Consider the following 25,430-nt stretch of genomic DNA (forward strand, 5'->3'; position numbering starts at 1 on the left):
GTTAAACAAAAAGTCAATTATACTAGTGTTTATTATGAAATACTGTAAGATTAATTGTTAAAAATATCGGGTTAGTTTTAATTTTTTAGGTTTTTTGCAGAAATTAATTAATAATTATATTAACAAGTGTTTATTTTTTTTGTTCTTAATTATTAAAAAAATATTATATGAAGAAAAAAATACTCTTATCCGTTTGGTTTACATTATTACTTTTTTCAATAGGATTTCTTTTTTGGCAGAATGAGTTCAAATATAGCCTGCCAACACCAATTCCGAAAAATTATCATGTTATAGCAATGGGGGCAAAAATTGATTTGTCTCAATGTTGTGCATATGATAATAAGCCTGTTTTTTTTCATTTTTTTAATCCGGATTGTCCGTGTTCAAGGTTCAACATTCCGCATGTGAGTAGTTTAATAAAACAATATGGAGACAGAGTCAATTTTAAGATTGTTGTATTAAACAAAAAAAAGACTTTTTCTATAGAGGAAATTCAGGAAAAATTTGGAGCAAAAGTTCCGGTTTATTTTGATGAAGGAATTGCTGAAAAATGCGGTGTAATTTCGACCCCGCAGGCTGTTCTTTTAGATGCTGATCATAATTTATATTATCGTGGTAATTATAATAAAACAAGATATTGTACAGATACTAAAAGTAATTACGCCCAAATGGCAATTGATTCGCTGTTGAAACAAAATTTTTCGCCCTCATTTAATGCTTTAGCTCTTCGAGCTTATGGATGTTCGTTACCAAATTGCACTAAATAAAATCTATCTCTAACTTAAATTTTATAACCTATGAAAACAAAAGCCAGTTTAAATGAGCAAGATTATCTGCATAGTTTTATGTCGACTATGACTCAAAAATCAGATACAATTATTAATTACGTTCTTGTGGTTTATTTTCTTCTCGGAATCGGATTATCGTTTAAATATGATACTTTCGAAATAGGAGTAGGAGTAGGAACCTTAAACCTTTTGGCCTATTATTCTGCTAAGTTTTTTATTAAAAATTCAAAATTTTATCAATACGTTTTATCTGTGATACTGGCTATATTTATGGCGCAGTATATTTACCAGATGCATGGTTTATTCGAAATGCATTTTACTGTTTTTATTGCCAGTACAATTTTAATTATTTACCAAAACTGGAAACTGCAGATTCCGCTAACGCTTTTAGTTATTCTGCATCACGCTGGGCTGGCTTATCTTCAAAATTTTGTTTATAATGATGCAAACGGACTTCAGGTTTATTTTTCTCAGGTAAATTTTGATTTAGAAACGCTTATTATCCACACGGTTTTGGCGGCAGTTGTATTCTTTATGAACGGCTATTGGGCGTATTATTTTAAAGAACACAGCCACAACCATATCTCTAAAATTTCTGATGAATATGAGCTGGAAAATATGAAACTGGCTTCTGCCAAATACAGCTCAATGTCGGCAACAAAAGAATACAATGACTTTGTACACAGAACGACTTTAGATTTAAAACTTCCGGTAAATTCTGTTTTAAAATTAATTGATGTTTCAAAAGGACATACGGATAATGATAAGCTTTTGACTTATCTGGACATGATGCGCGAAAGTGCTAAAAAAATAGACGATCTGGTGAATGATATTCATGTAAAATCTACTAACTCCAGACACTAAAAGAGAATACTGCCAACTTCCAAAAACAAATTTACCCGCACATTTACCATTGTTTAATTATTTGTAGAAATATATGGATACGAGATTTACCCGCCCAACACCTTCAGACCGCGAAGTCGATTGGAATAAAAATAAAGTATTACTCAGTAAAACAGATAAAAACGGAACAATTCTGTATGCCAATGAAGATTTTATAGATGTCTCAGGATATGATGAATTTGAACTTGTAGGCCAGCCTCACAATATTGTAAGGCATCCTGATATGCCAAAAGTGATTTTTAAATTCTTATGGGACAGTATTAAATCAAGTGAAAATATCCACGTGATTATAAAAAACATGGCAAAAACCGGCCGTTATTACTGGGTTGTAACCGATTTTAAAATTATTGCCGATGAAAATGGCGATATTGTGGGGTACTTTGGAACCAGGAAATCTGTTCCGGAGCCTATTATTACAAAATTCATAGAGCCGTTATACAGAAAACTTTTGCAGATAGAAGAAACCAGCGGCATAATTGCTTCTGAAGAATATTTAGTCGGATTTTTAGAAGAGCGAAAAAAATCATACATGGAATATGTAGATCATTTAATCGCAACGGGAAAAGACGATAAAAATAAAATAAGCAAAGGATTATTCAGCGGTTTATTTGATAAAAGCCCTCCAAAAAAATAATTAAGAAAAAAAATATGTACTTCATTGCATCACTATATTCGATAAAAACATTTGCCCCCCAACAAATCTAGTCACCTGAATATTCATAACTTTTTAAGAGTTAGATGCAGTGGAGTATATTTTTTTTAAAAGATTCTAAGGTTCTGAGGTTCTAAGATGCTAAGGTTTTATGCTATGTGAACCTTGGCTTCGCTCAGGATAATAGTTCAAACAAACTTTGCTCCTATGGGCTTGTCGATTTGAACCCAAAAGAAAAAAGCTTAGCATCTTAGAACCTTAGCATCTTAGCAACTTTTAAGAAATATAATTCCAAATATTCTTTTTCTTAGTCAGTTCGATAAAAACAGCTTTTAGAATTGCGTGTTCGGGTTTTTGAAGAGGAGCGTCTTCTTTAAGGACTTTCATAGCGTAGTTTCGTGCCAGAGACAAAATATCACGATCGCGAACAATATCAGCAATTTGAAGATTCAAAACACCGCTTTGCTGGGTTCCCATTAAATCTCCCGGACCACGGAGTTTTAGGTCGACTTCGGCGATTTCAAAACCATCGTTGGTCTGTACCATTGTTTCCATTCTCGTTTTACTGTCAGAACTCAATTTGTGTCCTGTCATTAAAATGCAATAACTCTGTTCGGCGCCTCGGCCTACACGTCCGCGTAACTGATGCAGTTGAGACAAACCAAAACGTTCGGCACTTTCGATAATCATAACGCTGGCATTGGGTACATTTACCCCAACTTCAATTACAGTTGTTGCTACCATGATATTGGTCTTTCCTTCAGAAAAGCGTTTCATTTCTGCATCTTTATCAGCCGGTTTCATTTTTCCGTGAACAATTGAAATTGAATATTGCGGAAGTGGAAAATCTCTCGAAATACTTTCGTAACCGTCCATCAAATCTTTATAATCCATTTTTTCAGATTCCTGAATTAACGGATATACGATATAAATTTGTCTTCCTTTAGCGATTTCATCACGCAGAAACTTCCAGACTTTTAAGCGGTTGGTGTCGAATCGATGTACGGTTTGAATAGGCTTTCGTCCCGGCGGCAATTCATCAATAACCGAAACATCCAAATCACCATACAAACTCATCGCCAGAGTTCGCGGAATTGGCGTTGCCGTCATAACCAAGACGTGCGGCGGAATATCATTTTTTTTCCACAATTTTGATCTTTGTTCAACTCCAAAACGATGCTGTTCATCAATAATTGCTAAGCCTAGATTTTGGAATTTTACTTTATCTTCGAGCAATGCATGTGTTCCTATTAAAATCTGCAGATTCCCGTTTTCAAGATCTTCATGAATAATTTTTCTTTCAGAAGTTTTAGTAGAACCGGTTAATATTTTTATACTTATATTTAAAGTCTTGGCAAATTCAGATAAACCAAGAAAATGCTGATTAGCCAAAATTTCCGTCGGCGCCATTAAACAAGCCTGAAAACCATTGTCTATGGCCAAAAGCATACTCATAAAACCCACAATGGTTTTTCCCGAACCTACATCTCCTTGTAATAATCGGTTCATTTGGGCATTGCTTCCCATATCTGAACGAATTTCTTTTATTACCCTTTTTTGGGCATTTGTCAAATCAAAAGGAAGATGATTTTGATAAAATTCATTAAAAAGTTTTCCAACTTTGGTAAAAGGATGACCTTTTATTTTATGTTTCCGAATTAAGTTTTTTGTAATTAACTGAAGCTGAATAAAGAATAATTCTTCAAATTTTAATCGGAATTGGGCTTTCGCCAAAGCGTCGCTGCTTTTCGGAAAATGTATGTTGAATAAAGCCGCTCTTTTAGAAATCAGTTTTAATTCTTCGATTAAATAAGGCGGAAAAGTTTCTGTAAACAAAGCCTGAGTTTCTATAAACAATTGTTCCATCATTTTGTTGATGGTTCTGTTTGAAATTCCGCGGTTTGTCAACGTTTCTGTAGAAGGATAAACAGGCTGCATCGCCGAACGAAGACTTCTTTCGTGCTCGCTCAATAATTCAATTTCGGGGTGCGCCATGCTAAACTGGCTTCCATACAGAGAACATTTTCCAAAAATAACCAACTGTTCATTAAGCTTTAAACTCTCCCGAATCCATTTATGACCCTGAAACCAGTTCAGTTCAATCATTCCGGTTTCATCAACAAAACTGGCGACTAAACGCTTTTTGTTCTTAGCAAATTCAACTGTTTTTATGTTGATGATTTTGCCGATAATCTGAACCTCGGTTCCGGTATTTTGTAATTCGTTGATTTTATAATAACGTGTCCTGTCAATATATCGATTTGGGTAAAAATTGACTAAATCTCCATATTTATGAATTCCTAATTCCTTACGAAGTAATTGACCACGACTCGGGCCAACACCTTTTAAGTATTCGATAGGAGTTTCAAGAAGATTATTAGACATGAAGGGAGTTGGGATTTTAGATTTTAGATTGTTGATTTTAGATTTTTAGAGAAAAGAGTAAAGAAGAAGAAAAATAGACTATGATTATCTCTATTCTCTTTATTCTTTAATCTATTTTCTTTCTTCTTTACTCTTTGTTCTATTAAAAAAGCGAAGATAAATTTTAATTGGGAAATTTGAAAGCGCGATAGTCCTGAAAATTTTTATTACTCAGATAAGCAACCTTTTAAGAAAAAACTTATCTATTTAATTAGATAAACCTTAAAATAAACCAAAATGAAAAAAATTACCGCAGTTTTTATATTAATGTTTAGTATTCTTTCCTGTTCAAACGATGATTCCGATTCCAGAAATTATTCTGCTTATTACGGAAAATGGAAATTAACGAGTATTACAGGTTCTTTTATTCAGGCTATTTATATCGTTGGCGAACCGCAATATCAAGAGTTTTATGATTTTAAAAGAGATAATACTTTTGTAAAAACCAGAACGCAAAATGGTGTAACGACTACAGCATCAGGAACTTTTTCGATTGTAGAAATTCAGAAGAAACCTCATTTTCAGTTAACGTATGCCAGTACAAGTACCATTATTGGCAGCTGTACCGGAAATTTGAGTGAAGAATTATTTATCAACGACGCCGGTGATCTAACCAGTACATGGCGAAACTGCGACGGTCCTGACTTGGTTTATGAAAAAACGAAATAATTTTTTGAATTCGCTAAACTATAAATACTTTAAAAACTCTGTTGAATTTTCGGCAGAGTTTTTTTAGTTATTTACAGTCAGAAATATTTTAATAAATAAACATAATTATTAGATTTGTTGAAATATATGCCACTAAAAAAATGAGTAAAATAGAAAAAGTTCCTTTTGAAACCCTTGAGTTTTCAGGTATTATCTTTAAAGTTATAAATCGTCACGCCGCTCACGAAATAATTGGTGAACTTACCAATTTTGACAATCAAAAAATCTACAATGTTTTTGAAGATACCTGGCGTTTTCCGGATTATGAAGAAAATCCAATTTTTCTTTTAGCAGAAGATGATGTTGAAATGGATTTATTTGAGATGGATTTCAGTACAGAAGAACATCAGGATATTTTCATTCTCGGATTTATTTTTAAAGGAAATCTTCATGTAAAAAAACTAATAAGTTCTTACGATACAGATAATTCTCCTGCTTTAATAGTTTTAGGAGAAACATCCGCAATCAACATACATTTGTTTGGAAGTGTACATTACTTAGGCGGCGGTTTAAAATGCGATACTATTGTTGGTGAATACAATCACGGAGAACTTTTCGTAAAAGGCGATGTTGTTTCGAGATTAATTTACAGCGATGATATGCCGATGCATTTTGAACGTTTTACAGATATTCAGGCGATCATTAATGTAAACAGACCAGATGTGATGATTTGCAGTAACGTTAGTGATGCCGACGGAAATCTTTTAACTTTTGAAAATTACTTTCCTTCAACCAATAATTTATCTGATATTGTTGATGATTCGTTTATTGAATATACAAAGTATGGCACTGAAATATTAGGAAATGATTATCTGGATGCTTTCAAAAAAGGACTTTCTATTCTTGATCACGATAAAAAAGATAAATATATGTATGCTGATTTTCGAAATCAGTTTATAAATATGATTGAAGAATTGTCTAAAAATGAAGAATTTTTAAGCGAAGGAAAAATCATCAGAAATATTGGAAATACATTATACCAATTTCTTCCTTTTGAATATGAAGGCAAAAAATACAGTCAGATTTCAGAAGAAATAGGAAATGGTTTCAATATCAGAATGCGTGCTTTATGGTGTCATGATGATGAAGAAATCACACTTGTTCTGGAATACCTTTATGATGACGGAAATCCAAAATTTCAGTGGGCAAATAATGAAACCGCACCAGGAATTGAGATGTTCTGCGTAAAATGTACAGCAGTAAATGCCTTTGAAATGCTTACGGCAGAAGTTGTTGAAGAAGACGAAGAAGAAGATGAAAGAGAGTATCAGGAATATAGCAACACTTTTTCTTTAGAAGAATATTCGGTTCAGTTTGGCGGTTATGCTTTACCGGAAGATTTGGTGAAATTATATGAATTTGATCAAAAATACGGATCAGATACATATTCAGAATGTTTTGGATTATTGGTGTGGAATGATAAAACAGGTATAAAAACCTGGTCTGAAAAAGAAGAGTTTTATAATAGTTTTATTGAATTTGCCGGAGCAAATGGTTCAGGAAGTTCGTATGCTTACTGGCTTATTGATAAAGATTTGAATAACTGCCCGATAGTTGTTTTTGGAGATGAAGGCGGAATTCATGTTGTGGCAGAAAATACCCGAAAACTAATTCATTTATTGACTTTTGATACAGAAATTTCAGTTGATTTCGATAAAGCATATTTCTATAAAGATGAAGAATATTATTCTGAAAGCGAAAATAAAGAAGAGTTTCAGGAATGGGTTAAAAATGAATTCAATTTAAACGCAATAGAATCTGATGAAGAAGCTGACGAAATTGTAGACGAAGCAAAAGCAAAGTATAAAAAACAGCTTAATGATTTCCTGACCAGGTTTGATATTGAAATTGGTGAAGATGATGAATAGTTTTTAAAACTATACTTAGCTATCTTTGAATAAAATTAAAAAAATGGCAACACATTTAGCACTTTTACGCGGAATTAACGTTTCCGGACACAACATGATTAAAATGGAAGCTTTGAAAGCAATGCTGGAAAATCTTGGTTTTAAAAATGTTCGAACCTATCTGCAATCAGGAAATGTTTTTGTAGACAGTGAAGATGATGCTGCTAAAGTTGGTTTTGTAATTAAACAGGAAATTTTTAAGGTTTTTGGACATGAAGTTCCTGCAATTGTTATTTCAAAAAAAGATTTAGAATTAAGCCTTTCCAACAATCCTTTTTTAAAAGAAAAAGATATTGACATTAAAAAACTATATGTAGTTTTTATGGCTATGGCTTTGAAAAAAGAAAGTATTCATGATCTCAAAATCAGTCAGTTTAAACCAGATGAAGCTGTTATAGACGAAAACAGGATTTTTATAAAATATGCTGTTGGTGCAGGAAAAACCAGACTTGAACTTAAATATATCGAGAAAAAACTCAATGCGATTGGAACAATGCGAAACCTGAATACGGTTACAAATTTGTTGAAAATGTATGAAGAATAACTAATCCCGAAGCCATTTTTGCATTGCTGGAAAAGCGGCTTTTCCTTCTTTTTCGGCACGTTCATTTCCAAGACATAAGCCCATCCATTCCAAAAGCGGCAATCCCAAATAATTTTGACTGCTAAAATTCGAAATCAACCATTCTGAATCGTTTTTATAACCATTAGGATGAAATACAAATTCTAGAGGCAGTTCTAAATGATTTGCAGCGGCAAATGACCATAAAATAGCTGCGATTTCTTCTCCCTGAGTAGGCCATTCAGGCGATATTTTATCAGTACCTACTAATTTTCTTTCTGCAGAAGTAGTAACAGCCAGATGCCCAGCTTCATGAAGTATATCACCAGGATAGAGTAATTTATCATAATCGATATAAATACAATTAGAACCCAAGTCTAATCCGGGTAAAAAAGTGTCGCCCAATTCTTTTTCAATAACTGTAATACCTATTTCATCTAAAAAGCGAAGAACTAGTTTTACATCTGTAGTTTCTTTTAATGACATGTTTTTATTTTATAATCAGTAAATTAAACAAGATCACAATACCAAAATCCATAATCAAAAGCATCAGAAGAATTTGTGTCACAAGCAGTATTTGACGAATTTTGATTTGTTGGTTTTTCATATTTGCGATACACAATTTCGCCAATTTCAAAATTTATTGGTTTAGAGAATATCGGCCCGTCAAAAGTAAAAGTATGAAATTCGCCGTTTTCACCGCAGACATCTACATTTTCAGGCAAATCATCTATAAAATTTTGATCGATAATTCGCCCTACAAAACTTTTATCCAAATATCTTTCGTTTACACAAACCACTATGGTTTTAAAACCAAGTGAAATAAATTCCTGAATTAAATCCAGAGATGGAATTTTCCAAATTGGAAAAACACCTTCAAAACCTATTTTTGCCAATTGTTCTTCGCGATATTTACGCAAATCTTCCAGAAAAATATCTCCAAAAACAGAATATTTAATTCCTTGTTCTTTCAGTTCAGTCAAGGTCTCCATCATTACATTTTCATAAACTTCCATGGTTGGCATTTCCGGAACCTGCATAATTTTTAAAGGAATTCCAATGTTTTCTGCTTGTGCCTTAAGTAATTCAACACGAACACCATGCATAGAAATTCTTTGATATTGCTGGTTTACGCTTGTAAGCAGGCATTCAATTTTATAATCTGGATTTTGTAGTATTTTGTATAAGGTTAAAGCAGAATCTTTTCCGCTGCTCCAGTTAAATAAGGCTTTTTTTGGTGTAGACACGTTTATTTATTTTTGTGTGGTAAACTTACAAATTTCATTCGATTTGTTGTTGAAACCTTTGTAACTTTGGATTCTTATACGCCAGATAATGACTTTATATAAAGATAAATTTAAAATAGATTCAAGCCGATTGAAAAATTGGGATTATTCCAGCGAAGGGGTTTATTTTATAACAATAGTTACAAAAAACAGAGAATGTATTTTTGGAACCATAGAAGACGAAAAAATGATTTTAAATGAAAATGGAAAGATTGTTGAGAATGAACTTTTAAAATCGATAAATATTCGGAAAAATTGGTTTTTTCATAATTGGATTGTTATGCCAAATCATATTCATTTATTAATTGAAATTCAAGAAGATAATATTAAAGAAGTTAACACAAAGCATATCGTAGAGACGCACCGCTGTGCGTCTACGTCTAGTATATCCACAACGAACAACAAATCGCAATGCATGTCGATAAACGTTGTGGAGACGCACAACAGTGCGCCTCTACAAAACCAATCGTTGTCGAGAAAACCAAATTCGATTTCATCATTTGTAGCAATATTTAAATCTATAACAACCAGACAAATAAATGGTTCCGAATCAATTTGGCAGCAAAATTATCACGACCATATTGTTAGAAATTACAAAAGATTTGAAACGATTTATAATTACATAAAAAATAATCCGCTAACTTGGGAGACAGATTCTATAAACTCTAATTTTCAATGAAATATATTCTTCTTTTTGCATCAACTTTTATTTTTGCTCAGCAAACTCAATATGTTGATTTTAAATCTGTTTCAGGACAATTAAACATCGTTGATTCTCAAAAAATAGTTTACGGAAAGGTGGATTACGATTTTGAAGTTTTGCAGCCTATTGATACCATAAAAATTGACGCAAAAAACATGCAGTTTTCAGACGTTAGAATAGACGGAAAAGAGGCTGTTTTTGTGAATACAGGAAAAGAACTTCAAATAATCAATCACTTTCAAAAAGGGAATAATCATTTGACATTCAGCTACAATGCAAAACCCAAACAAGCGTTGTATTTTGTAAACATAGAAAATGATGATATTCAAATCTGGACACAGGGGCAGGGAAGATATACAAGTAACTGGTTTCCGAGTTTTGATGATGTTAATGAAAAAGTAATTTTTAATCTCGGAGTCACTTATAAAAAAGAGTATCAGGTTGTTTCAAATGGAATTTTGAAAAAGAAAACCGAAAATGGAGATCAGGTTCATTGGCAATATGAAATGGAAAACCCAATGAGTTCTTATTTATTAGTTCTTTCGATAGGAAAATTTGATAAAAAAGACTTTAAATCGAAATCAAAAATTCCGCTGGAGTATTATATTGAAAATAAAGATTTAGCCAGTTTTGAACCAACTTATCGTTATTCAAAGCGAATATTTGATTTTCTTGAAAAAGAAATTGGAGTTAAATATCCGTGGAAAATTTTCAGACAAATTCCAGTTCGTGATTTTTTATACGGCGGAATGGAAAATACTACAACAACACTTTTTACAACCCGTTATGTTGTTGATAATATTGGTTTTCCCGATCGAAATTATACCAACGTAGATGCTCACGAATTGGCGCATCATTGGTTTGGAGATTTAATTACTGCCGAAAGCAGTACACATCATTGGCTTCAGGAAGGTTTTGCAACATATTATGCATTACTAGCCGAAAGAGAAATTTTTGGTGATGATTATTTTTATGCCAAATTATACAATACAGCACAGCAGATAAAATTTGCTTCAAGAACCGACACAATTCCGGTTTTAAATGCAAAAGCAAGTTCGCTTACATTTTATGAAAAAGGGGCTTGGGCACTTTTTGTTTTACATGAATCCATTGGCGATAAAGCTTTTAAAAAGGCAATTAAAAGTTATTTAAATAAATATGCTTTTAAAAACGTAAACACACAGAATTTTTTTGATGAAATAAAAAAAGTTTCTGATTTTGATTTGGTTCAGTTTCAAAAAACCTGGCTTGAGTCAACCGCTTTTGATACACCTGCTGCAAATGCTATTTTAAGTAAAAATAAAGCAATCAAAGTGCGTTTAGAAATTGATAAATTAAAAAAAACACCTTTAAACGAAAAGCTGGATTTTTTTACCAAAACTATGGATTCAGATATTCATTATTCCGTAAAAGAGGCTATTGTTTCTCAATTGGAAACAGAAAAATATGAAAATAAAAAAGAATTACTTCTGAAAGCGATGCATCAAAATAATGTGCAGCTTCGTCAGACTTTAGCCGAAACATTATCCAAAATTCCGGAAGATTTTAGAACTGAATATGAAACTTTATTAGACGATAGATCTTATCAAACGCAGGAAATTGCTTTGTTTTATTTATGGAAAAATTTCCCTGAGCACAGGACAGAATATCTGGATAAATCAAAATCATGGATAGGTTTTAACGATTATAACCTGAGAACTTTATGGCTGTCTTTGGCATTATCAACCCCCAATTACAGCAGTAATCCCGAAGAACTTGTTAATGAATTGGTTTCTTTTTCTACAACAAAATACGAAGCAACAACACGTCAGAATGCTTTAGAAAAACTTATTGTATTTAAATTTATAAATGATGATGTTTTAACCAGTTTGGTTAACGCTACAACGCACCATATGTGGCAGTTTTCAAAATTTGGAAGAGACTCTATTAGAAGTTTACTGAAAAATTCAGAAATACGTGCCTCATTTAATAGAATTTTACCTAATTTGAACCCCGATGAACAATTTCAATTGAATCGTTTGTTGAAAGAGTAGAATATAGAAAATAGAGTAAAGAAAATAGAGTAAAGAAAATAGAGTAAAGAAAATAGAGTAAAGAAAATAGAGTAAAGAAAATAGAGTAAAGAAAATAGAGTAAAGAAAATAGAGTAAAGAAAATAGAGTAAAGAAAATAGAGTAAAGAAAATAGAGTAAAGATAATAGAGTAAAGAAAATAGAGTGATAGAAGTCTTTATTCTATTTTCTATATTCTTTTATCTCAAATTGAAATCCAAAAAAAACAAAACCTACTATACTATTTATGAGAGCATTAGTTATTTCTGGCGGCGGAAGTAAAGGCGCATTTGCCGGTGGTGTGGCGCAGTATTTAATAGAAGAAAAAAAGCATGAATATGATTTATTTCTAGGAACTTCGACAGGAAGTTTACTTATTCCGCATTTAGCTCTCGGACATATCAAAAAAATACATTCAGTTTATACAAATGTTACAATGTCAAGTATTTTTAATATTTGCCCGTTTGTGGTAAAAGTTAAAGAAGGAATTGATATTGTAACCATTAATCACTTTAATGTTATGCGCCAGTTTTTTAAAGGAAAAAGAACTTTTGGCGAAAGTAAAGGGTTAAAGAAATACATTCAGAATAACTTCTCTCTTTCTGATTTCAATAAACTGAAAAAAATGAATAATGATGTAATTATTACAGTTACAAATTTCACTAAGAATGAATCAGAATATAAATCTGTAAAAGATTGTACTTACGAAGAGTTTTGCGAATGGTCATGGATTTCCAGTAATTATGTTCCGTTTATGAGTTTGGTAACCAAAAATAATTATGAATATGGCGATGGCGGATTTTCGAGTTTGGTTCCAATTCGCGAAGCCATCACTCGCGGTGCAACAGAAATCGATGTTATTATTCTGGAAACAGAAGTCAATACAAGCAAAATGGTAATTGGTAAAAATCCGTTTTCATTAATGATAGATTTGTTCCGAATCGCATTAGATCAAGTTGAAAAACACGATATTGCCATAGGAAAACTTATGGCAAACAGTAAAAATGTAAAACTTAATTTATATTACACTCCAACAAAATTAACAGATAACGCCTTGATTTTTAATAAAGAAATTATGAAAGAATGGTGGAAACAAGGTTATGAATACGCTCAGAATAAATCTGAAGTTATGAGTGATAACAGGATTATTTAATAAAGAAATTTATAAGAATGAATCAATTTAGATACAGTATTTGTGAACCTGCAAATCCAGACATTATTGAAAAAGGAAAAATAGACTCTTCAGAAATAATTAAAAATATTTGAAAATTTTCCATGGAAATCTTATTTACAGGAAATGGAAAATTTAAAGGATGTTTTTTATTCACCTTCATTGGAGTTTGAAAATTTAGATAATAAAACTGGATTGTCAGTTTCAGCTGTGGGAAATCCTGATAAATATGAGTTTTATGTTTTTTTCAAAAGACCAAAAATGCAGAAAAGATGGTTTGGTTTAAGTGAAAAACTCAATAATAATTTTACTACCGATTTGTTAGATCAAAATAAAGATAAAACAATCGAATTACTAAAAGCTTTTGTAGATAATAATTTAAACTTTTTAGAGCTTAAATTTTAAGAATATAGATTTTAGATTGTTTGTTCATAATCTGAACTCAACAATCTAAAATCTAAAATTTTCATTTTACCAAAGCTCAGCAACTTCGTTTTTAATATAACTTAAAGCAACACTGCTAGGAGATTGTTTCTCTAATAAATCATTTAAAATAACTTCTCGAAGTTTATCTGCACTATCAACACGATCGCTCATTGCAGTTTTACGAATCATCTGAATTGTTGAATTTTTTGCAGTTGTAATTATAGTCCAGCATTCTTCAGACATATAAATCTGCTGCGTTAAATTATGCTCAAATTCCTGTTCGATTTGGTCAATTAAGAAATTTTCGTAATCGTGTTTATGGTTAGAAATAGGAGCAATTCTAATCAGCAATTTTGTCAAATTGATACGCTCTAAAAACAAAGTCATACGTTCGTAAGCTTGTAAACGAATTGGAAGCGATTCCTTATGTGCTTGTCTGTTTAACAAAAAAGCACGTTTTTTATCATTATTTTTAATGTGCAGTTCAAAAAAACTGTAAGCTACAAATCCGGTAACAATTGCAGGTAAAGTATAACTGGCTAATTCTATAATTCTTGTAAAATCCATTTGGGTAATTTTTTTAGCAAAAATATACTTTTTGATGAGAAATCCATTTTAAATTTATTCGAATAACCAAATTAGAAACTTTAATTTTACAATTTGTTTTTATAACTACCAGTAATATTCTTTTAATGGATTCATACATTATACTTTTTCTTTGTCTTGCTGCCTTTGCAGCAGGATTTATTGATGCAATTGTTGGCGGCGGCGGATTAATACAAACACCAATGGGATTAATTTTATTACCAAATCTTCCAGTTTCAACAGTGATTGGAACTTTAAAAATTCCAGCTTTCAGCGGAACTGCTTTTGCCGCTTTTCAATATCTTAAAAAAGTGGTAATTCAATGGAAACTGCTTTTAATAATGATGTGCCTGGCGGTTCCGTCGGCATTTTTAGGATCTACTATTTTGACTTTGGTAAGCAACGATTTTATGAAACCGCTGTTGCTTGTCATTTTATCATTATTGTTTATATATACATACGCAAAGAAAAACTTCGGACAGCATGCTGCTAAAGATCATTCAGAAGCAACTCAAATTATTTATGCTGTTATAATTAGTGTAATTGTTGGTTTTTATGACGGATTTATTGGTCCGGGAACTGGAAGCTTTTTTGTTGTTGCTTTTATTGCTCTTTTGGGCTTTGATTTTTTGCACGCTTCCGCAAATGCTAAAATGGTAAATCTGGCCACTAATTTTGGTTCGATTTGTCTGTTTATGATAAAAGGAAAAATTATCTGGACAATTGCAATTCCTATGGCCATAAGTAACGGACTTGGCGGCTGGCTTGGTGCAAAACTGGCCATTAATAAAGGAAATGGTTTTATTCGAATTTTCTTTTTGGTTGTGGTAGTTGGTACCTTGATTAGATTTGCATACGACGTATTTTACAAATAACCTTTTAATGCTATCATAAATAAAAATGTAAAATTTGTGCCGTTAGGCACTAAATATCGGTAGCTAAATAGATTTAATTTCATTGGCATGCCAGCAGGCACGTAATAACAATGATATTGCGTACCTACGGCACGCTAAATCTATTCTCAATATATTAATTTCTACCGATATTAAGTGCCTAACGGCACAAAATATTTATAGAAGTGCAATTGCCTGAATTTAGCCCCGATAGAAGTGGAGACATAAAGCTAAAAGCAGGAAGCCATGTCTGAAATATTGCCTTTTGCCTGGCTCAAAAAAAGAAAAAACTTAGCCGCTTAGAACCTCAGAATCTTAGTAGCTATTTAGAGTATTAATTCTTATTTTTGCATAAAAGGAGAAAATTTACATGCAGAAATATATTGACCAGCTCAACGAAGCACAAAGACAACCTGTTTTGCAAAAAGACGGGCCAATGATTATTATTGCTGGTGCAGGTTCGGGAAAAACACGTGTTTTAACTATTAGAATTGCTTATTTGATGGCTCAGGGTGTTGATGCATTCAACATTTTGTCGCTGACTTTTACCAATAAAGCTGCCCGTGAAATGAAGCATAGAATCTCAGATATTGTGGGAGCATCTGAAGCAAAAAATCTTTGGATGGGAACTTTTCACTCTATTTTTGCTCGTATACTTCGTTCTGAAGCAGATCATTTAGGATATCCTTCAAATTTTACGATCTATGATTCTCAGGATTCTGCCAGATTAATTTCTGCCATTATTAAGGAAATGCAGCTAGATCGGGATATTTACAAACCAAAACAAATTTTAGGTCGTATATCTAGTTATAAAAACAGTTTGATTACTGTAAAAGCATATTTTAATAATCCCGAATTAATCGAAGCTGATGCTATGGCAAAAAGGCCAAGACTGGGCGAGATTTACCAGCAGTATGTTGAGCGCTGTTTTAAAGCGGGAGCAATGGATTTTGATGATTTGTTATTGAAAACCAACGAATTATTAACTCGTTTTCCGGAAGTTTTGGCAAAGTATCAGGATCGTTTTCGTTATATTCTAGTTGATGAGTACCAAGATACAAATCATTCTCAATATCTGATTGTTAGGGCTTTATCAGACAGATTCCAGAATATTTGCGTAGTGGGAGATGATGCGCAGAGTATTTATGCATTTAGAGGAGCAAACATTAATAATATTTTGAATTTTCAAAAAGATTATGAAGGTGTAAAAATGTTTCGTTTAGAGCAGAATTACCGTTCGACCAGAAACATAGTTGAGGCGGCCAATACTGTTATGGAGCATAACAAAACCAAACTTGATAAAGTAGTCTGGACAGCGAATGAATTTGGGCCAAAAATTAAAGTCCACAGAAGTTTGACAGATGCTGAAGAAGGACGTTTTGTAGCCAGTACCATTTTTGAACAGAAAATGCAGAATCAGCTTCACAACGGTGCTTTTGCAATTTTATATCGTACGAATGCCCAGTCGCGTGCAATGGAAGATGCGTTGAGAAAAAGAGATATTCCCTATAGAATTTATGGAGGGCTGTCATTTTATCAACGTAAAGAAATTAAAGATGTTTTGTGTTATTTACGTTTAGTAATTAATCCAAAAGACGAAGAGGCCTTGATTCGCGTAATTAATTATCCGGCGCGTGGAATTGGAGATACAACGGTAGAAAAACTAACTATTGCAGCAAATCATTATAAGCGTTCGATTTGGGAAGTAATGGTTAACATTGATAAAATCGATTTAAAATTAACCTCTGGTACAAAAAATAAACTGAAAGATTTTGTTACCATGATTCAGAGTTTTCAGGTTATTGATCAAAATCAGGATGCTTTTTATGTAACAGATCATGTGGCCAAAAAAACAGGTTTAGTTCAGGAATTGAAAAAAGATGCAACTCCGGAAGGAATGGCAAAAATTCAAAACATTGAAGAACTTTTAAACGGGATTAAAGATTTTACAGAAGGACAAAAAGAAATTGACGGTGCAAGAGGTGCATTATCTGAATTTATGGAAGATGTAGCCCTGGCAACGGATTTAGATAAAGATACAACAGATGAAGATCGTGTGGCCTTGATGACCATTCACTTGGCAAAAGGATTAGAGTTTCCTCATGTTTTTGTGGTTGGTATGGAAGAAGATTTGTTTCCGAGTGCTATGAGTATGAGTACCCGAAGTGAATTGGAAGAAGAACGTCGTTTATTTTATGTAGCATTAACCCGTGCAGAACATCAGGCTTATTTGACCTATGCACAATCCCGTTACCGCTGGGGAAAATTAACGGATAGTGAGCCTTCGCGTTTTATTGAAGAAATTGACGGACAATATTTAGAATATCTAACTCCGGCTGAAAGTAATTATCGTTATAAATCACCAATTGACGGCGATATTTTTGGAGATATTGATAAATCTAAACTGCGTTTATCAAAACCCGTAGGAGGAACACCTCCAAAACATATTACAGATAACAGTCCGAAACCGGATTTAAATATTCGTAAATTAAAACCAGTTTCAGGAAATGCTCCGGCAAGTTCAAACACAAATTTGTTCGATAATAAATTAACTGTCGGAAATGTTGTCATGCACGAACGTTTTGGAAAAGGAGAAGTGATTAATTTAGAAGGAGTTGGAGCTGATAAAAAAGCCGAAATTAAATTTGAAGTAGGAGGAATTAAAAAACTTCTCTTAAGATTTGCTAAATTAGATGTTGTAGGATAGAAAAATGTTTCAAGTTTTAAGTTTCAGGTTTCAAGTTACTGTACAACGACTTGAAACTTGAAACCTGAAACAAATAAAAACTTTAAACAAAAAACAAAATGGCCGAATTCATAAAAATATACCCGGACAAACCTAGTGAAGCTGCTATTGCAAAAGTTGTAAAAGTGCTTCAGAATGGTGGTTTAGTAATTTATCCAACTGATACCGTTTATGGCTTGGGCTGTGATATTACCAATTCTAGAGCTTTAGAAAAAATAGCTAAAATTAAAGGAGTGAAATTAGAGAAAGCAAATTTCTCATTTATCTGCCACGATTTAAGTAATTTATCAGATTACGTTCGCCAGATTGATACATCGACTTTTAAAATTTTAAAAAGAGCATTACCAGGACCTTATACTTTTATTTTACCTGGAAATAACAATTTACCAAAGGAGTTTAAAAAGAAAACCACAGTTGGTATTCGTGTTCCTGATAATAATATAATTTTAGAAATTGTACGTCAGTTAGGAAATCCTGTGGTTTCGACTTCAATTCGCGACGAAGATGATGTTATTGAATATACAACAGATCCGGAATTAATTTTTGAAAAATGGCAAAACCTTGTTGATGTAGTGATTGACGGTGGTTATGGAGATAATATAGGATCAACCATAATCGATTTATCCGAACATGAACCAATAGTCGTAAGAGAAGGAAAAGGGGATATTGATATTTTGTAAATAAATACTTAAATTGTATAAAAGTTCAAAAAATTATAACTAACTTTAGTATAGTTAAAATTTAGTTAGTTAATAAAAATAATGTTATTCTTGATTAATTGGTCATTTAAGAATTAAGAATACAAAAAAAGCAGGTCAACCGACCTGCTTTTTCTTTATAATAAAGTAACTACTTTAAATTATTTAGCCTGTTTTTTCATTTCTTTTTCGATCATATCGTAGAATTGATCAATTTTAGGCATAACAACGATACGAGTTCTTCTGTTACGTGCTTTATTTTCTGGAGAATCATTTGCAACTAAAGGCACATATGAACTTCTACCAGCAGCAATTAATTTTGCAGGGTTAACACTTAAGTCATTTGTTAAGACACGTACGATAGAAGTAGAACGTTTAACACTTAAATCCCAGTTGTCTAACAAAACTCCGTTGCTTTTGTATGGAACATCATCAGTATGACCTTCAACCATACATTCAAAATCAGGTTTGTCATTTACAACTTTAGCAACTTTTGCTAACACAGATTTAGCTTTGTCGCTAACTTCGTAGCTTCCGCTTTTAAATAATAATTTATCAGCGATAGAAATAAATACAACTCCTTTTTCAACATTCACTTCGATATCCGGATCGTTGATTCCAACAGCTCCTTTTAAACTTGTAACTAATGCTAAAGTTACACTGTCTTTTTTAGTAAGAGCGTCTTGAAGTCTAGAAATTTTCAAATCTTTTTCTTTTAAACTTTCCAGAGATTTTTCAAGATTTTCAGCTCCTTTAGTAGTTAAAACTGTTAAATCTTTAGAGCTGTTAATTAAGTCTTGATTGTGTTGTTTATAGCTTTCAGCTGTTGCTGCTAATCCTGCTTTTTCTTCCAGACAAGAATTTAATTTAACTGTGCAAGAGTTTAATAAATCTTGTGTCTCTTTTTGCTTAGCTTCTAATGCAGCATATTGCTTTTTCGATACACACGAAGTTAAGGCCATTAATACTGATAGTGCGATAACTATTTTTCTCATAGGTATTATATTTAATTAAACGTTGATTACAAATTTAGTTTTTAATATTTTGATTACTGTTAAAGATTTCTTTAAAAACCAGTAATTTCTTTATGTAATACAGGAAAACGATACTTTTTACAGTATAGTATTGCTGTATTTGAAAATCTTTTCTTTTTTTATGATACTTTAAAGATAGAGAATAAAATGAAAAATGTGCTTTTAAAATGGCAAAAGTATGTCCAAATTTTCCCTGCGTAAGAAAACGTATACCTGCAATTCCATCCAAAATCATTCTGAAGAAAATCACAAAAAACAATCCTTTTTCAGGAAGATTTTTAACAAGCATCAATAATGAATTTCTAAAGTTTAAATACGTCTTTTTAGGATTTCCTTGCTGCAAAGTTGCACCTCCAACATGATAAACAATTGATTGTGAATTGTATTTTATTACGTGTCCTTCATTTTTAGCTCGCCAGCATAAATCAATTTCTTCCTGATGTGCAAAGAAACCTTCATCAAAACCCTTTAATTGATGATAGACTTCTTTTCTGATAAAGAAACAAGCTCCTGAAGCCCAGAATAATTCGCAGTTATCATTATATTGTCCGTTATCTTTTTCAATGGTATCAAATATTCGGCCTCTGCAAAACGGAAAACCGTATTTATCAATAAAACCTCCGGCACCTCCCGCATATTCGAAAAATTCTTTGTTTTTAAAATCAAGAATTTTTGGCTGAATAATAGCAGTTTGTTTTTCTTTATCAAAAGTTTCGATTATTGGTTTAAGCCAGTTTTCTGTTACTTCAATATCAGAATTAACCAAGGCGTAAATTTCTGCATTTACATGTGAAAGTGCATCATTATAGCCTTTTGCAAAACCATGATTTCCGGTATTTTGAATGATTTTTACAGAAGGAAAATTTTCTTTTACGAAATTTACAGAATTATCAGTTGATGCATTGTCTGCAACGTAAATCACAGCTTCTTCTGAATATTGTAAAACAGACGGCAAAAATTGCTCTAATAATTTAACTCCGTTCCAATTTAAAATGACAACTGCTATTTTATCCAAAAGTGCTTAATTTATTTAATATTATTATAATCGGGTAAGTTTTGTAAAAACTGATATTTTTCATTTTCAAAATCCATTTGGCAATAAAAATGATTTAGCCCGTTTGTGACATTCAAAAACCGTGCCTGCATTGTCATATTGTAACGGGCAATTTGGTCAAAAGTTGCCTGGGAAATTTTTACATCAGGCGCTTTGCATTCTACTAATATATGTATAGAACCATCAGAATTAAAAACCACAACGTCGTACCTTTTTCGTAATCCATTGACAGTTAAAACTTTCTCTACATTGATTAACGATTTGGGATATTTTTTTTCATGAATTAAATAATGAACTACATGCTGGCGAACCCATTCTTCTGGAGTAAGAATGATAAATTTTTTCCTGATTTCATCAAAAATAGACACTTTATTTTCGCTATTTTTGAATCGGAAAGTATAAGTAGGGAAATTTAGTTTTAACATATAACAAAAATATAAAATAGTTTGAGGTTTCAGGTTTAAAGTTTCAAGTTTTGGAACTCAAACCTGAAACCTCAAACTTGAAACAAAATATTTGAATGGACGAAGTTGTAAAGATTGTTAACGATATCAAAGCAGGAAATATAAAACCTATCTATTTTTTAATGGGAGAAGAACCTTATTATATAGATAAACTTTCTGAATATATAGAACAAAATGTACTGGCTGAAGAAGAGAAAGGATTTAACCAAACTGTTCTTTATGGAAGAGATGTTTCTATTGATGATATTGTCTCAACTGCGAAGCGTTATCCAATGATGGCTGATCGCCAGGTCGTTATTGTAAAAGAAGCACAGGATTTATCCAGAACCATTGATAAAATTGAATCTTATGTCGAAAATCCGCTTGATACAACTGTTTTAGTTTTTTGCTATAAATATAAAACGCTGGATAAGCGTAAAAAAGTAACAAAACTTCTGGCACAAAAAGGGGTTGTATATGAAAGTAAAAAATTATACGAAAATCAGGTTGGAGACTGGATTAAACGTGTATTGTCAGGAAAAAAATATACAATCGATCCCAAAGCAAATGCGATGCTTGTGGAATTTCTTGGGACAGATTTGAGTAAAATTAATAATGAATTAGAAAAACTGCAAATTATTTTACCTCAGGGAACTATGATTACAGCAGAACATATTGAAGAAAATATTGGTTTTAGTAAAGATTACAATGTATTCGAACTTAGAAAAGCAATTGGAGAACGTAATCAATTGAAAGCCTATAAAATAGCTGAGAATTTTGCTCATAATCCAAAAGAATATCCACTGGTAATGACAACCGGTTTGGTTTTCGGTTTTTTTGTTCAGCTTTTAAAATACCACGGATTAAAAGATAAAAACCCGAAAAATGTGGCTTCAGCAATTGGAGTAAATCCCTATTTTTTAAAGGAATATGATTTAGCAGTAAAAAATTATCCAATGCGAAAAGTAAGTCAGATTGTGGCAGCTTTGCGCGATATTGATATAAAAAGTAAAGGTGTAGGTGCCAATGCTTTATCACAATCAGATTTACTAAAAGAAATGCTGTATAAAATATTTAATTAAGCCATTAAAATTCACGATATTTGCCTTTCTAAAAAAATTACTACTTAAAAAATAATAATTACACAATTATGGGAATGAATAAAAATACCGTTTTAGGATGGGCTACTTTTATAATGGTACTTATGGGATTGTTGCTTATAGGTCTTGGTGCTTTTAGATACAGAGATGTTTCGGGCTGGGGATTTGCTGCGGCAGGTGTTGGTTTTTTTGCTAATGCCTGGGTTTTTAATGCTTTAAAAGGTAGAGTTTAAGTTTTATAATTTGTGGTTTGTTGTTTGTTGTTATGGCGAGGATAGATAAATTTGAAGATTTAGAAATTTGGAAAAAAGCAAGAGAATTATGTCAATATGTAGAGTTATTAATTCAAACAACAACTTTAAAAACAAATTATTCATTAAAAGACCAAATTGACAGAAGTTCAGGCTCTGTGATGGATAATATTGCAGAAGGTTTTGAAAGAAATGGAAATAGAGAATTTATACAATTTTTGAGTGTTGCAAAAGGTTCAGTAGGAGAAGTAAAATCACAATCTTACAGAGCTTTTGATAAAAAACTAATTTCAGAAGAACAGCATTTAAAATTAAATGAAATGGCTGAAATTGAAAAAAATAGAATAGGAGCAATGATGAATTATTTAAGGAATTGCGAAATCAAAGGACTTAAATTTAAGTAATTCAACAATATTACAATAAGAATAAACAATAAACTAAAAACAATAAACATAATATGTCAGACGATAAGAAAGTAATTTTCTCAATGCAAAAATTGAGTAAAACCTATCAGGGAGCAGACAAGCCGGTTCTTAAAAATATTTATTTAAGTTTCTTTTACGGAGCAAAAATTGGTATTTTAGGTCTTAACGGTTCTGGAAAATCTTCACTTTTAAAAATTATTGCAGGAGTTGATAAAAATTATCAGGGAGATGTTGTTTTTCAGCCAGGTTATACTGTAGGATATTTAGAGCAGGAGCCAATTCTTGATGATTCTAAAACTGTAATCGAAGTTGTTCGTGAAGGTGCTGCAGAAACGATGGCAGTTCTTGAAGAATATAATCAAATCAATGATTTGTTTGGTCTTCCGGAATATTACGAAGATCAGGATAAAATGGATAAATTGATGGATCGTCAGGCGGCATTACAAGATAAAATTGATGCACTTGGAGCTTGGGAAATTGATACCAAATTAGAAATCGCAATGGATGCGCTTCGTACTCCGGATGGAGATACACCTATCAAAAACCTTTCAGGAGGAGAGCGTCGTCGTGTAGCTTTATGTCGTTTATTATTACAACAGCCAGATGTATTACTTCTGGATGAGCCTACCAACCACCTTGATGCTGAGTCAGTTCTTTGGTTAGAGCAGCACTTGGCACAATATGCAGGAACAGTTATTGCTGTAACGCACGACCGTTATTTCCTTGATAATGTGGCTGGCTGGATTCTGGAGTTGGATAGAGGAGAAGGTATTCCATGGAAAGGAAACTATTCTTCTTGGTTAGATCAAAAATCAAACCGTATGGCTCAGGAAGAAAAAGTGGCTTCTAAACGTAGAAAAACTTTAGAGCGTGAGTTAGAATGGGTTCGTCAGGGAGCAAAAGGTCGTCAGACAAAACAAAAAGCTCGTTTACAGAATTACGACAAATTATTAAATGAAGACCAAAAACAACTAGATGAAAATCTGGAAATTTATATTCCGAATGGTCCGCGTTTAGGAACAAATGTTATCGAAGCAAAAAATGTTGCCAAAGCTTTTGGAGACAAATTATTATATGATAATTTAAACTTTACGCTGCCACAAGCCGGTATTGTTGGAATTATCGGGCCAAATGGTGCCGGTAAATCTACTATTTTCAAAATGATTATGGGAGAACAGGCTACTGACAGCGGGGAATTTACTGTTGGAGAAACTGTAAAAATCGCTTACGTAGATCAGTCGCATTCAAATATCGACCCAAATAAATCTATCTGGGAAAACTTTGCTGATGGTCAGGAATTGATTATGATGGGAGGAAAGCAGGTGAACTCAAGAGCTTATTTATCTCGTTTCAACTTTGGTGGTGGTGAGCAAAATAAAAAAGTATCCATGTTGTCTGGTGGTGAGCGTAACCGTTTGCACTTAGCAATGACTTTAAAAGAAGAAGGAAACGTACTTTTACTGGATGAGCCTACGAACGACCTGGATGTTAATACACTTCGTGCACTTGAAGAAGGTTTGGAGAATTTTGCTGGTTGTGCCGTAATTATTTCTCACGACAGATGGTTCTTAGACAGAATTTGTACACACATCTTAGCTTTTGAAGGAGACTCTGAAGTTTATTTCTTCGAAGGAAGTTTCTCTGATTATGAAGAAAACAAAAAGAAACGTCTTGGTGGTGATTTAACTCCAAAACGTATTAAGTATAGAAAATTGATTAGATAATAAGATCTGATAATTTTCAATAAAAAAATCCCAAATTCCAATTTATGTGAATTTGGGATTTTTGTTTTATTGGATTTTCTCTTTGTTTGTCATTTCGGCGAAGGAGAATCTCCGTGAAAAGCTCGACAAAGATTGGGTTTTCGTTATGGAGTTACTTGCAAAGATTTCTCCTTCGTCTAAATGACAATATTGTCGAAAAAATTGGAATTTAAAGAAATTTAGCCTTTAATTCTGGAGTAGGAATCATGCAGCTTTCCTTTTTGCCATACCATTTGTAACGGTTTTTGGCGATATAATCGTAAACGTAATTTCGAAGTTTTTCAGGAAAAATTTTAAAAATAGAAAGTAAACTGTAAATTCCTCCAAGGTCACTGGCAATTTCAATTACTGCAGAAGATTTGTAATAATAGGCAACTCCCGAATTAAACAAAATTATACTGTCAATTTTTGTTTGATCAACTCCTATGTAATTACAAATCTCTTTTCCTAAATCCGACTGCAAAGCCACAAAACGAAAAACATCTTTTTTATCATGTTTGATAATAAAATGGACAGCACCGTTGCATAAATTGCAGGCACCATCAAAGAGAATTATTTTTTTATTATTTGGAAGATGTTGCATGTCAGTTATTTACGAGGTAAAACTATGTCAAAGTTTTAAACTTTGACATAGTTGAGTGATACTATTAATAGTTTTGTTATTATTAATAACTATTATAAAACAAAAATCAATAATTTTTACAAATCAAAATTGGCTTTAATAAATTGTTTTTAAACGATTTTTGATTTTTTTACATCTTTGCAGTTGTAATTTTAAAAATTACCTCTTAAATCGCTTTATTTTAATTTAAGCTAAAAAACACTGTTTTTTAAGACTGAAAACTGCGACTGAGACT

25 protein-coding genes are annotated in these 25,430 nt (G+C 32.3%); 17 read left to right on the top strand and 8 right to left on the bottom strand.

Translation table 11 applies throughout. The annotated features are described in order from the left end of the window. Positions 1-167 precede the first annotated feature (167 nt). From BUC29_RS16355 to BUC29_RS16365, 3 genes are all read left to right on the top strand, one after another. A complete protein-coding gene (locus BUC29_RS16355) occupies positions 168-767 on the top strand; it encodes a TlpA family protein disulfide reductase (protein WP_073417254.1) in 600 nt (199 codons plus the stop codon). A 30-nt stretch (positions 768-797) separates the two neighbouring features. Continuing rightward, a complete protein-coding gene (locus tag BUC29_RS16360) occupies positions 798-1,652 on the top strand; it encodes a hypothetical protein (protein WP_073417255.1) in 855 nt (284 codons plus the stop codon). A gap of 73 nt (positions 1,653-1,725) precedes the next feature. After that, a complete protein-coding gene (locus tag BUC29_RS16365; RefSeq protein ID WP_073417256.1) occupies positions 1,726-2,325 on the top strand; it encodes a PAS domain-containing protein in 600 nt (199 codons plus the stop codon). Positions 2,326-2,619: 294 nt separating this feature from the next. Here the strand turns inward: BUC29_RS16365 and recG are convergent, their stop codons facing one another. Next, positions 2,620-4,728 carry an ATP-dependent DNA helicase RecG gene (recG, locus tag BUC29_RS16370; RefSeq protein ID WP_073417257.1) on the bottom strand — a complete coding sequence of 703 codons (2,109 nt, stop codon included), beginning with the start codon at positions 4,726-4,728 and terminating at the stop codon, positions 2,620-2,622. A gap of 276 nt (positions 4,729-5,004) precedes the next feature. On the opposite strand from recG, the gene BUC29_RS16375 reads away from it, so the two are divergent. From BUC29_RS16375 to BUC29_RS16385, 3 genes are all read left to right on the top strand, one after another. Continuing rightward, complete coding sequence (locus tag BUC29_RS16375; protein ID WP_073417258.1) at positions 5,005-5,436, top strand: hypothetical protein; 432 nt, start codon at positions 5,005-5,007, stop codon at positions 5,434-5,436. 140 nt (positions 5,437-5,576) lie between these two features. After that, positions 5,577-7,343 carry a hypothetical protein gene (locus BUC29_RS16380; RefSeq protein ID WP_139260540.1) on the top strand — a complete coding sequence of 589 codons (1,767 nt, stop codon included), beginning with the start codon at positions 5,577-5,579 and terminating at the stop codon, positions 7,341-7,343. Between the two features lie 43 nt (positions 7,344-7,386). Then, positions 7,387-7,926: a DUF1697 domain-containing protein gene (locus tag BUC29_RS16385; protein ID WP_073417260.1), complete on the top strand. Its 540-nt coding sequence runs from the start codon at positions 7,387-7,389 to the stop codon at positions 7,924-7,926. Here BUC29_RS16385 and BUC29_RS16390 read toward each other — a convergent pair whose 3' ends face one another. Both BUC29_RS16390 and BUC29_RS16395 read right to left on the bottom strand, forming a co-directional pair. Further along, complete coding sequence (locus BUC29_RS16390; protein WP_073417261.1) at positions 7,927-8,430, bottom strand: hypothetical protein; 504 nt, start codon at positions 8,428-8,430, stop codon at positions 7,927-7,929. A gap of 23 nt (positions 8,431-8,453) precedes the next feature. Beyond that, on the bottom strand, positions 8,454-9,191 hold the full coding sequence (locus BUC29_RS16395) for a Dph6-related ATP pyrophosphatase (protein ID WP_073417262.1): 738 nt from the start codon (positions 9,189-9,191) through the stop codon (positions 8,454-8,456). An 88-nt stretch (positions 9,192-9,279) separates the two neighbouring features. Between BUC29_RS16395 and BUC29_RS16400 the strand changes: the two genes are divergently transcribed. The 4 genes from BUC29_RS16400 (at position 9,280) to BUC29_RS16420 (ending at position 13,560) form a co-directional block, all read left to right on the top strand. Next, positions 9,280-9,909 (top strand): transposase, encoded by a 630-nt coding sequence (locus BUC29_RS16400; protein ID WP_073417263.1) that lies wholly within the window; start codon positions 9,280-9,282, stop codon positions 9,907-9,909. Beyond that, positions 9,906-11,966 carry a M1 family metallopeptidase gene (locus BUC29_RS16405; RefSeq protein ID WP_073417264.1) on the top strand — a complete coding sequence of 687 codons (2,061 nt, stop codon included), beginning with the start codon at positions 9,906-9,908 and terminating at the stop codon, positions 11,964-11,966. Before BUC29_RS16400 ends, BUC29_RS16405 begins: the two co-directional genes overlap by 4 nt. A gap of 265 nt (positions 11,967-12,231) precedes the next feature. After that, a complete protein-coding gene (locus BUC29_RS16415; RefSeq protein ID WP_073417265.1) occupies positions 12,232-13,137 on the top strand; it encodes a patatin-like phospholipase family protein in 906 nt (301 codons plus the stop codon). Positions 13,138-13,281: 144 nt separating this feature from the next. Continuing rightward, positions 13,282-13,560 (top strand): hypothetical protein, encoded by a 279-nt coding sequence (locus BUC29_RS16420; RefSeq protein WP_073417266.1) that lies wholly within the window; start codon positions 13,282-13,284, stop codon positions 13,558-13,560. Between the two features lie 66 nt (positions 13,561-13,626). Here the strand turns inward: BUC29_RS16420 and BUC29_RS16425 are convergent, their stop codons facing one another. Further along, the gene (locus BUC29_RS16425) at positions 13,627-14,148 is read right to left on the bottom strand and encodes a DUF7935 family protein (protein ID WP_073417267.1); all 522 of its coding nucleotides are present in this window, start codon (positions 14,146-14,148) and stop codon (positions 13,627-13,629) included. Between the two features lie 125 nt (positions 14,149-14,273). On the opposite strand from BUC29_RS16425, the gene BUC29_RS16430 reads away from it, so the two are divergent. From BUC29_RS16430 to BUC29_RS16440, 3 genes are all read left to right on the top strand, one after another. Next, on the top strand, positions 14,274-15,041 hold the full coding sequence (locus tag BUC29_RS16430) for a sulfite exporter TauE/SafE family protein (protein WP_073417268.1): 768 nt from the start codon (positions 14,274-14,276) through the stop codon (positions 15,039-15,041). Positions 15,042-15,429: 388 nt separating this feature from the next. Next, positions 15,430-17,766, top strand: a complete 2,337-nt coding sequence (locus tag BUC29_RS16435) for an ATP-dependent helicase (protein ID WP_073417269.1) — start codon at positions 15,430-15,432, stop codon at positions 17,764-17,766. A gap of 98 nt (positions 17,767-17,864) precedes the next feature. Next, entirely contained in the window at positions 17,865-18,485 is a 621-nt protein-coding gene (locus tag BUC29_RS16440; protein WP_073417270.1) for an L-threonylcarbamoyladenylate synthase, read from the top strand. 179 nt (positions 18,486-18,664) lie between these two features. Here BUC29_RS16440 and BUC29_RS16445 read toward each other — a convergent pair whose 3' ends face one another. From BUC29_RS16445 to BUC29_RS16455, 3 genes are read right to left on the bottom strand one after another with little or no spacing between them, the layout of a single operon-like run. Further along, complete coding sequence (locus BUC29_RS16445) at positions 18,665-19,498, bottom strand: OmpA/MotB family protein (protein WP_073417271.1); 834 nt, start codon at positions 19,496-19,498, stop codon at positions 18,665-18,667. A gap of 34 nt (positions 19,499-19,532) precedes the next feature. Continuing rightward, entirely contained in the window at positions 19,533-20,552 is a 1,020-nt protein-coding gene (locus tag BUC29_RS16450; RefSeq protein WP_073417272.1) for a glycosyltransferase family 2 protein, read from the bottom strand. 11 nt (positions 20,553-20,563) lie between these two features. Then, positions 20,564-21,016: a type I restriction enzyme HsdR N-terminal domain-containing protein gene (locus BUC29_RS16455; RefSeq protein ID WP_073417273.1), complete on the bottom strand. Its 453-nt coding sequence runs from the start codon at positions 21,014-21,016 to the stop codon at positions 20,564-20,566. A gap of 95 nt (positions 21,017-21,111) precedes the next feature. On the opposite strand from BUC29_RS16455, the gene holA reads away from it, so the two are divergent. The 4 genes from holA (at position 21,112) to ettA (ending at position 24,534) form a co-directional block, all read left to right on the top strand. Next, positions 21,112-22,116 carry a DNA polymerase III subunit delta gene (gene holA, locus BUC29_RS16460; protein WP_073417274.1) on the top strand — a complete coding sequence of 335 codons (1,005 nt, stop codon included), beginning with the start codon at positions 21,112-21,114 and terminating at the stop codon, positions 22,114-22,116. Between the two features lie 68 nt (positions 22,117-22,184). Continuing rightward, positions 22,185-22,367 (top strand): CAL67264 family membrane protein, encoded by a 183-nt coding sequence (locus tag BUC29_RS16465; RefSeq protein ID WP_071637907.1) that lies wholly within the window; start codon positions 22,185-22,187, stop codon positions 22,365-22,367. Positions 22,368-22,399: 32 nt separating this feature from the next. Then, positions 22,400-22,789, top strand: coding sequence for a four helix bundle protein (locus BUC29_RS16470; protein ID WP_073417275.1), 390 nt, complete (start codon positions 22,400-22,402; stop codon positions 22,787-22,789). A 53-nt stretch (positions 22,790-22,842) separates the two neighbouring features. Continuing rightward, positions 22,843-24,534 carry an energy-dependent translational throttle protein EttA gene (ettA, locus tag BUC29_RS16475; protein ID WP_073417276.1) on the top strand — a complete coding sequence of 564 codons (1,692 nt, stop codon included), beginning with the start codon at positions 22,843-22,845 and terminating at the stop codon, positions 24,532-24,534. Between the two features lie 208 nt (positions 24,535-24,742). Here the strand turns inward: ettA and BUC29_RS16480 are convergent, their stop codons facing one another. Next, entirely contained in the window at positions 24,743-25,156 is a 414-nt protein-coding gene (locus tag BUC29_RS16480) for a thiol-disulfide oxidoreductase DCC family protein (protein ID WP_073417277.1), read from the bottom strand. Between the last annotated feature and the right edge of the window lie 274 nt (positions 25,157-25,430).

It is taken from the genome of Flavobacterium defluvii (assembly GCF_900129555.1).
GTDB classification, from domain to species: Bacteria; Bacteroidota; Bacteroidia; order Flavobacteriales; family Flavobacteriaceae; genus Flavobacterium; species Flavobacterium defluvii.

Excerpts from the sequence above, each read along its gene's own strand:
- BUC29_RS16390 (WP_073417261.1), bottom strand. The coding sequence starts at position 8,430 with ATGTCATTAAAAGAAACTACAGATGTAAAACTAGTTCTTCGCTTTTTA.
- BUC29_RS16355 (WP_073417254.1), top strand. The coding sequence starts at position 168 with ATGAAGAAAAAAATACTCTTATCCGTTTGGTTTACATTATTACTTTTT.
- recG (WP_073417257.1), bottom strand. The coding sequence starts at position 4,728 with ATGTCTAATAATCTTCTTGAAACTCCTATCGAATACTTAAAAGGTGTT.
- BUC29_RS16365 (WP_073417256.1), top strand. The coding sequence starts at position 1,726 with ATGGATACGAGATTTACCCGCCCAACACCTTCAGACCGCGAAGTCGAT.
- BUC29_RS16420 (WP_073417266.1), top strand. The coding sequence starts at position 13,282 with ATGGAAAATTTAAAGGATGTTTTTTATTCACCTTCATTGGAGTTTGAA.
- BUC29_RS16430 (WP_073417268.1), top strand. The coding sequence starts at position 14,274 with ATGGATTCATACATTATACTTTTTCTTTGTCTTGCTGCCTTTGCAGCA.
- BUC29_RS16465 (WP_071637907.1), top strand. The coding sequence starts at position 22,185 with ATGGGAATGAATAAAAATACCGTTTTAGGATGGGCTACTTTTATAATG.
- ettA (WP_073417276.1), top strand. The coding sequence starts at position 22,843 with ATGTCAGACGATAAGAAAGTAATTTTCTCAATGCAAAAATTGAGTAAA.
- BUC29_RS16400 (WP_073417263.1), top strand. The coding sequence starts at position 9,280 with ATGACTTTATATAAAGATAAATTTAAAATAGATTCAAGCCGATTGAAA.
- BUC29_RS16415 (WP_073417265.1), top strand. The coding sequence starts at position 12,232 with ATGAGAGCATTAGTTATTTCTGGCGGCGGAAGTAAAGGCGCATTTGCC.
- BUC29_RS16405 (WP_073417264.1), top strand. The coding sequence starts at position 9,906 with ATGAAATATATTCTTCTTTTTGCATCAACTTTTATTTTTGCTCAGCAA.
- BUC29_RS16385 (WP_073417260.1), top strand. The coding sequence starts at position 7,387 with ATGGCAACACATTTAGCACTTTTACGCGGAATTAACGTTTCCGGACAC.
- BUC29_RS16445 (WP_073417271.1), bottom strand. The coding sequence starts at position 19,498 with ATGAGAAAAATAGTTATCGCACTATCAGTATTAATGGCCTTAACTTCG.
- BUC29_RS16440 (WP_073417270.1), top strand. The coding sequence starts at position 17,865 with ATGGCCGAATTCATAAAAATATACCCGGACAAACCTAGTGAAGCTGCT.
- BUC29_RS16380 (WP_139260540.1), top strand. The coding sequence starts at position 5,577 with ATGAGTAAAATAGAAAAAGTTCCTTTTGAAACCCTTGAGTTTTCAGGT.
- BUC29_RS16470 (WP_073417275.1), top strand. The coding sequence starts at position 22,400 with ATGGCGAGGATAGATAAATTTGAAGATTTAGAAATTTGGAAAAAAGCA.
- BUC29_RS16425 (WP_073417267.1), bottom strand. The coding sequence starts at position 14,148 with ATGGATTTTACAAGAATTATAGAATTAGCCAGTTATACTTTACCTGCA.
- BUC29_RS16375 (WP_073417258.1), top strand. The coding sequence starts at position 5,005 with ATGAAAAAAATTACCGCAGTTTTTATATTAATGTTTAGTATTCTTTCC.
- holA (WP_073417274.1), top strand. The coding sequence starts at position 21,112 with ATGGACGAAGTTGTAAAGATTGTTAACGATATCAAAGCAGGAAATATA.
- BUC29_RS16455 (WP_073417273.1), bottom strand. The coding sequence starts at position 21,016 with ATGTTAAAACTAAATTTCCCTACTTATACTTTCCGATTCAAAAATAGC.
- BUC29_RS16435 (WP_073417269.1), top strand. The coding sequence starts at position 15,430 with ATGCAGAAATATATTGACCAGCTCAACGAAGCACAAAGACAACCTGTT.
- BUC29_RS16480 (WP_073417277.1), bottom strand. The coding sequence starts at position 25,156 with ATGCAACATCTTCCAAATAATAAAAAAATAATTCTCTTTGATGGTGCC.
- BUC29_RS16360 (WP_073417255.1), top strand. The coding sequence starts at position 798 with ATGAAAACAAAAGCCAGTTTAAATGAGCAAGATTATCTGCATAGTTTT.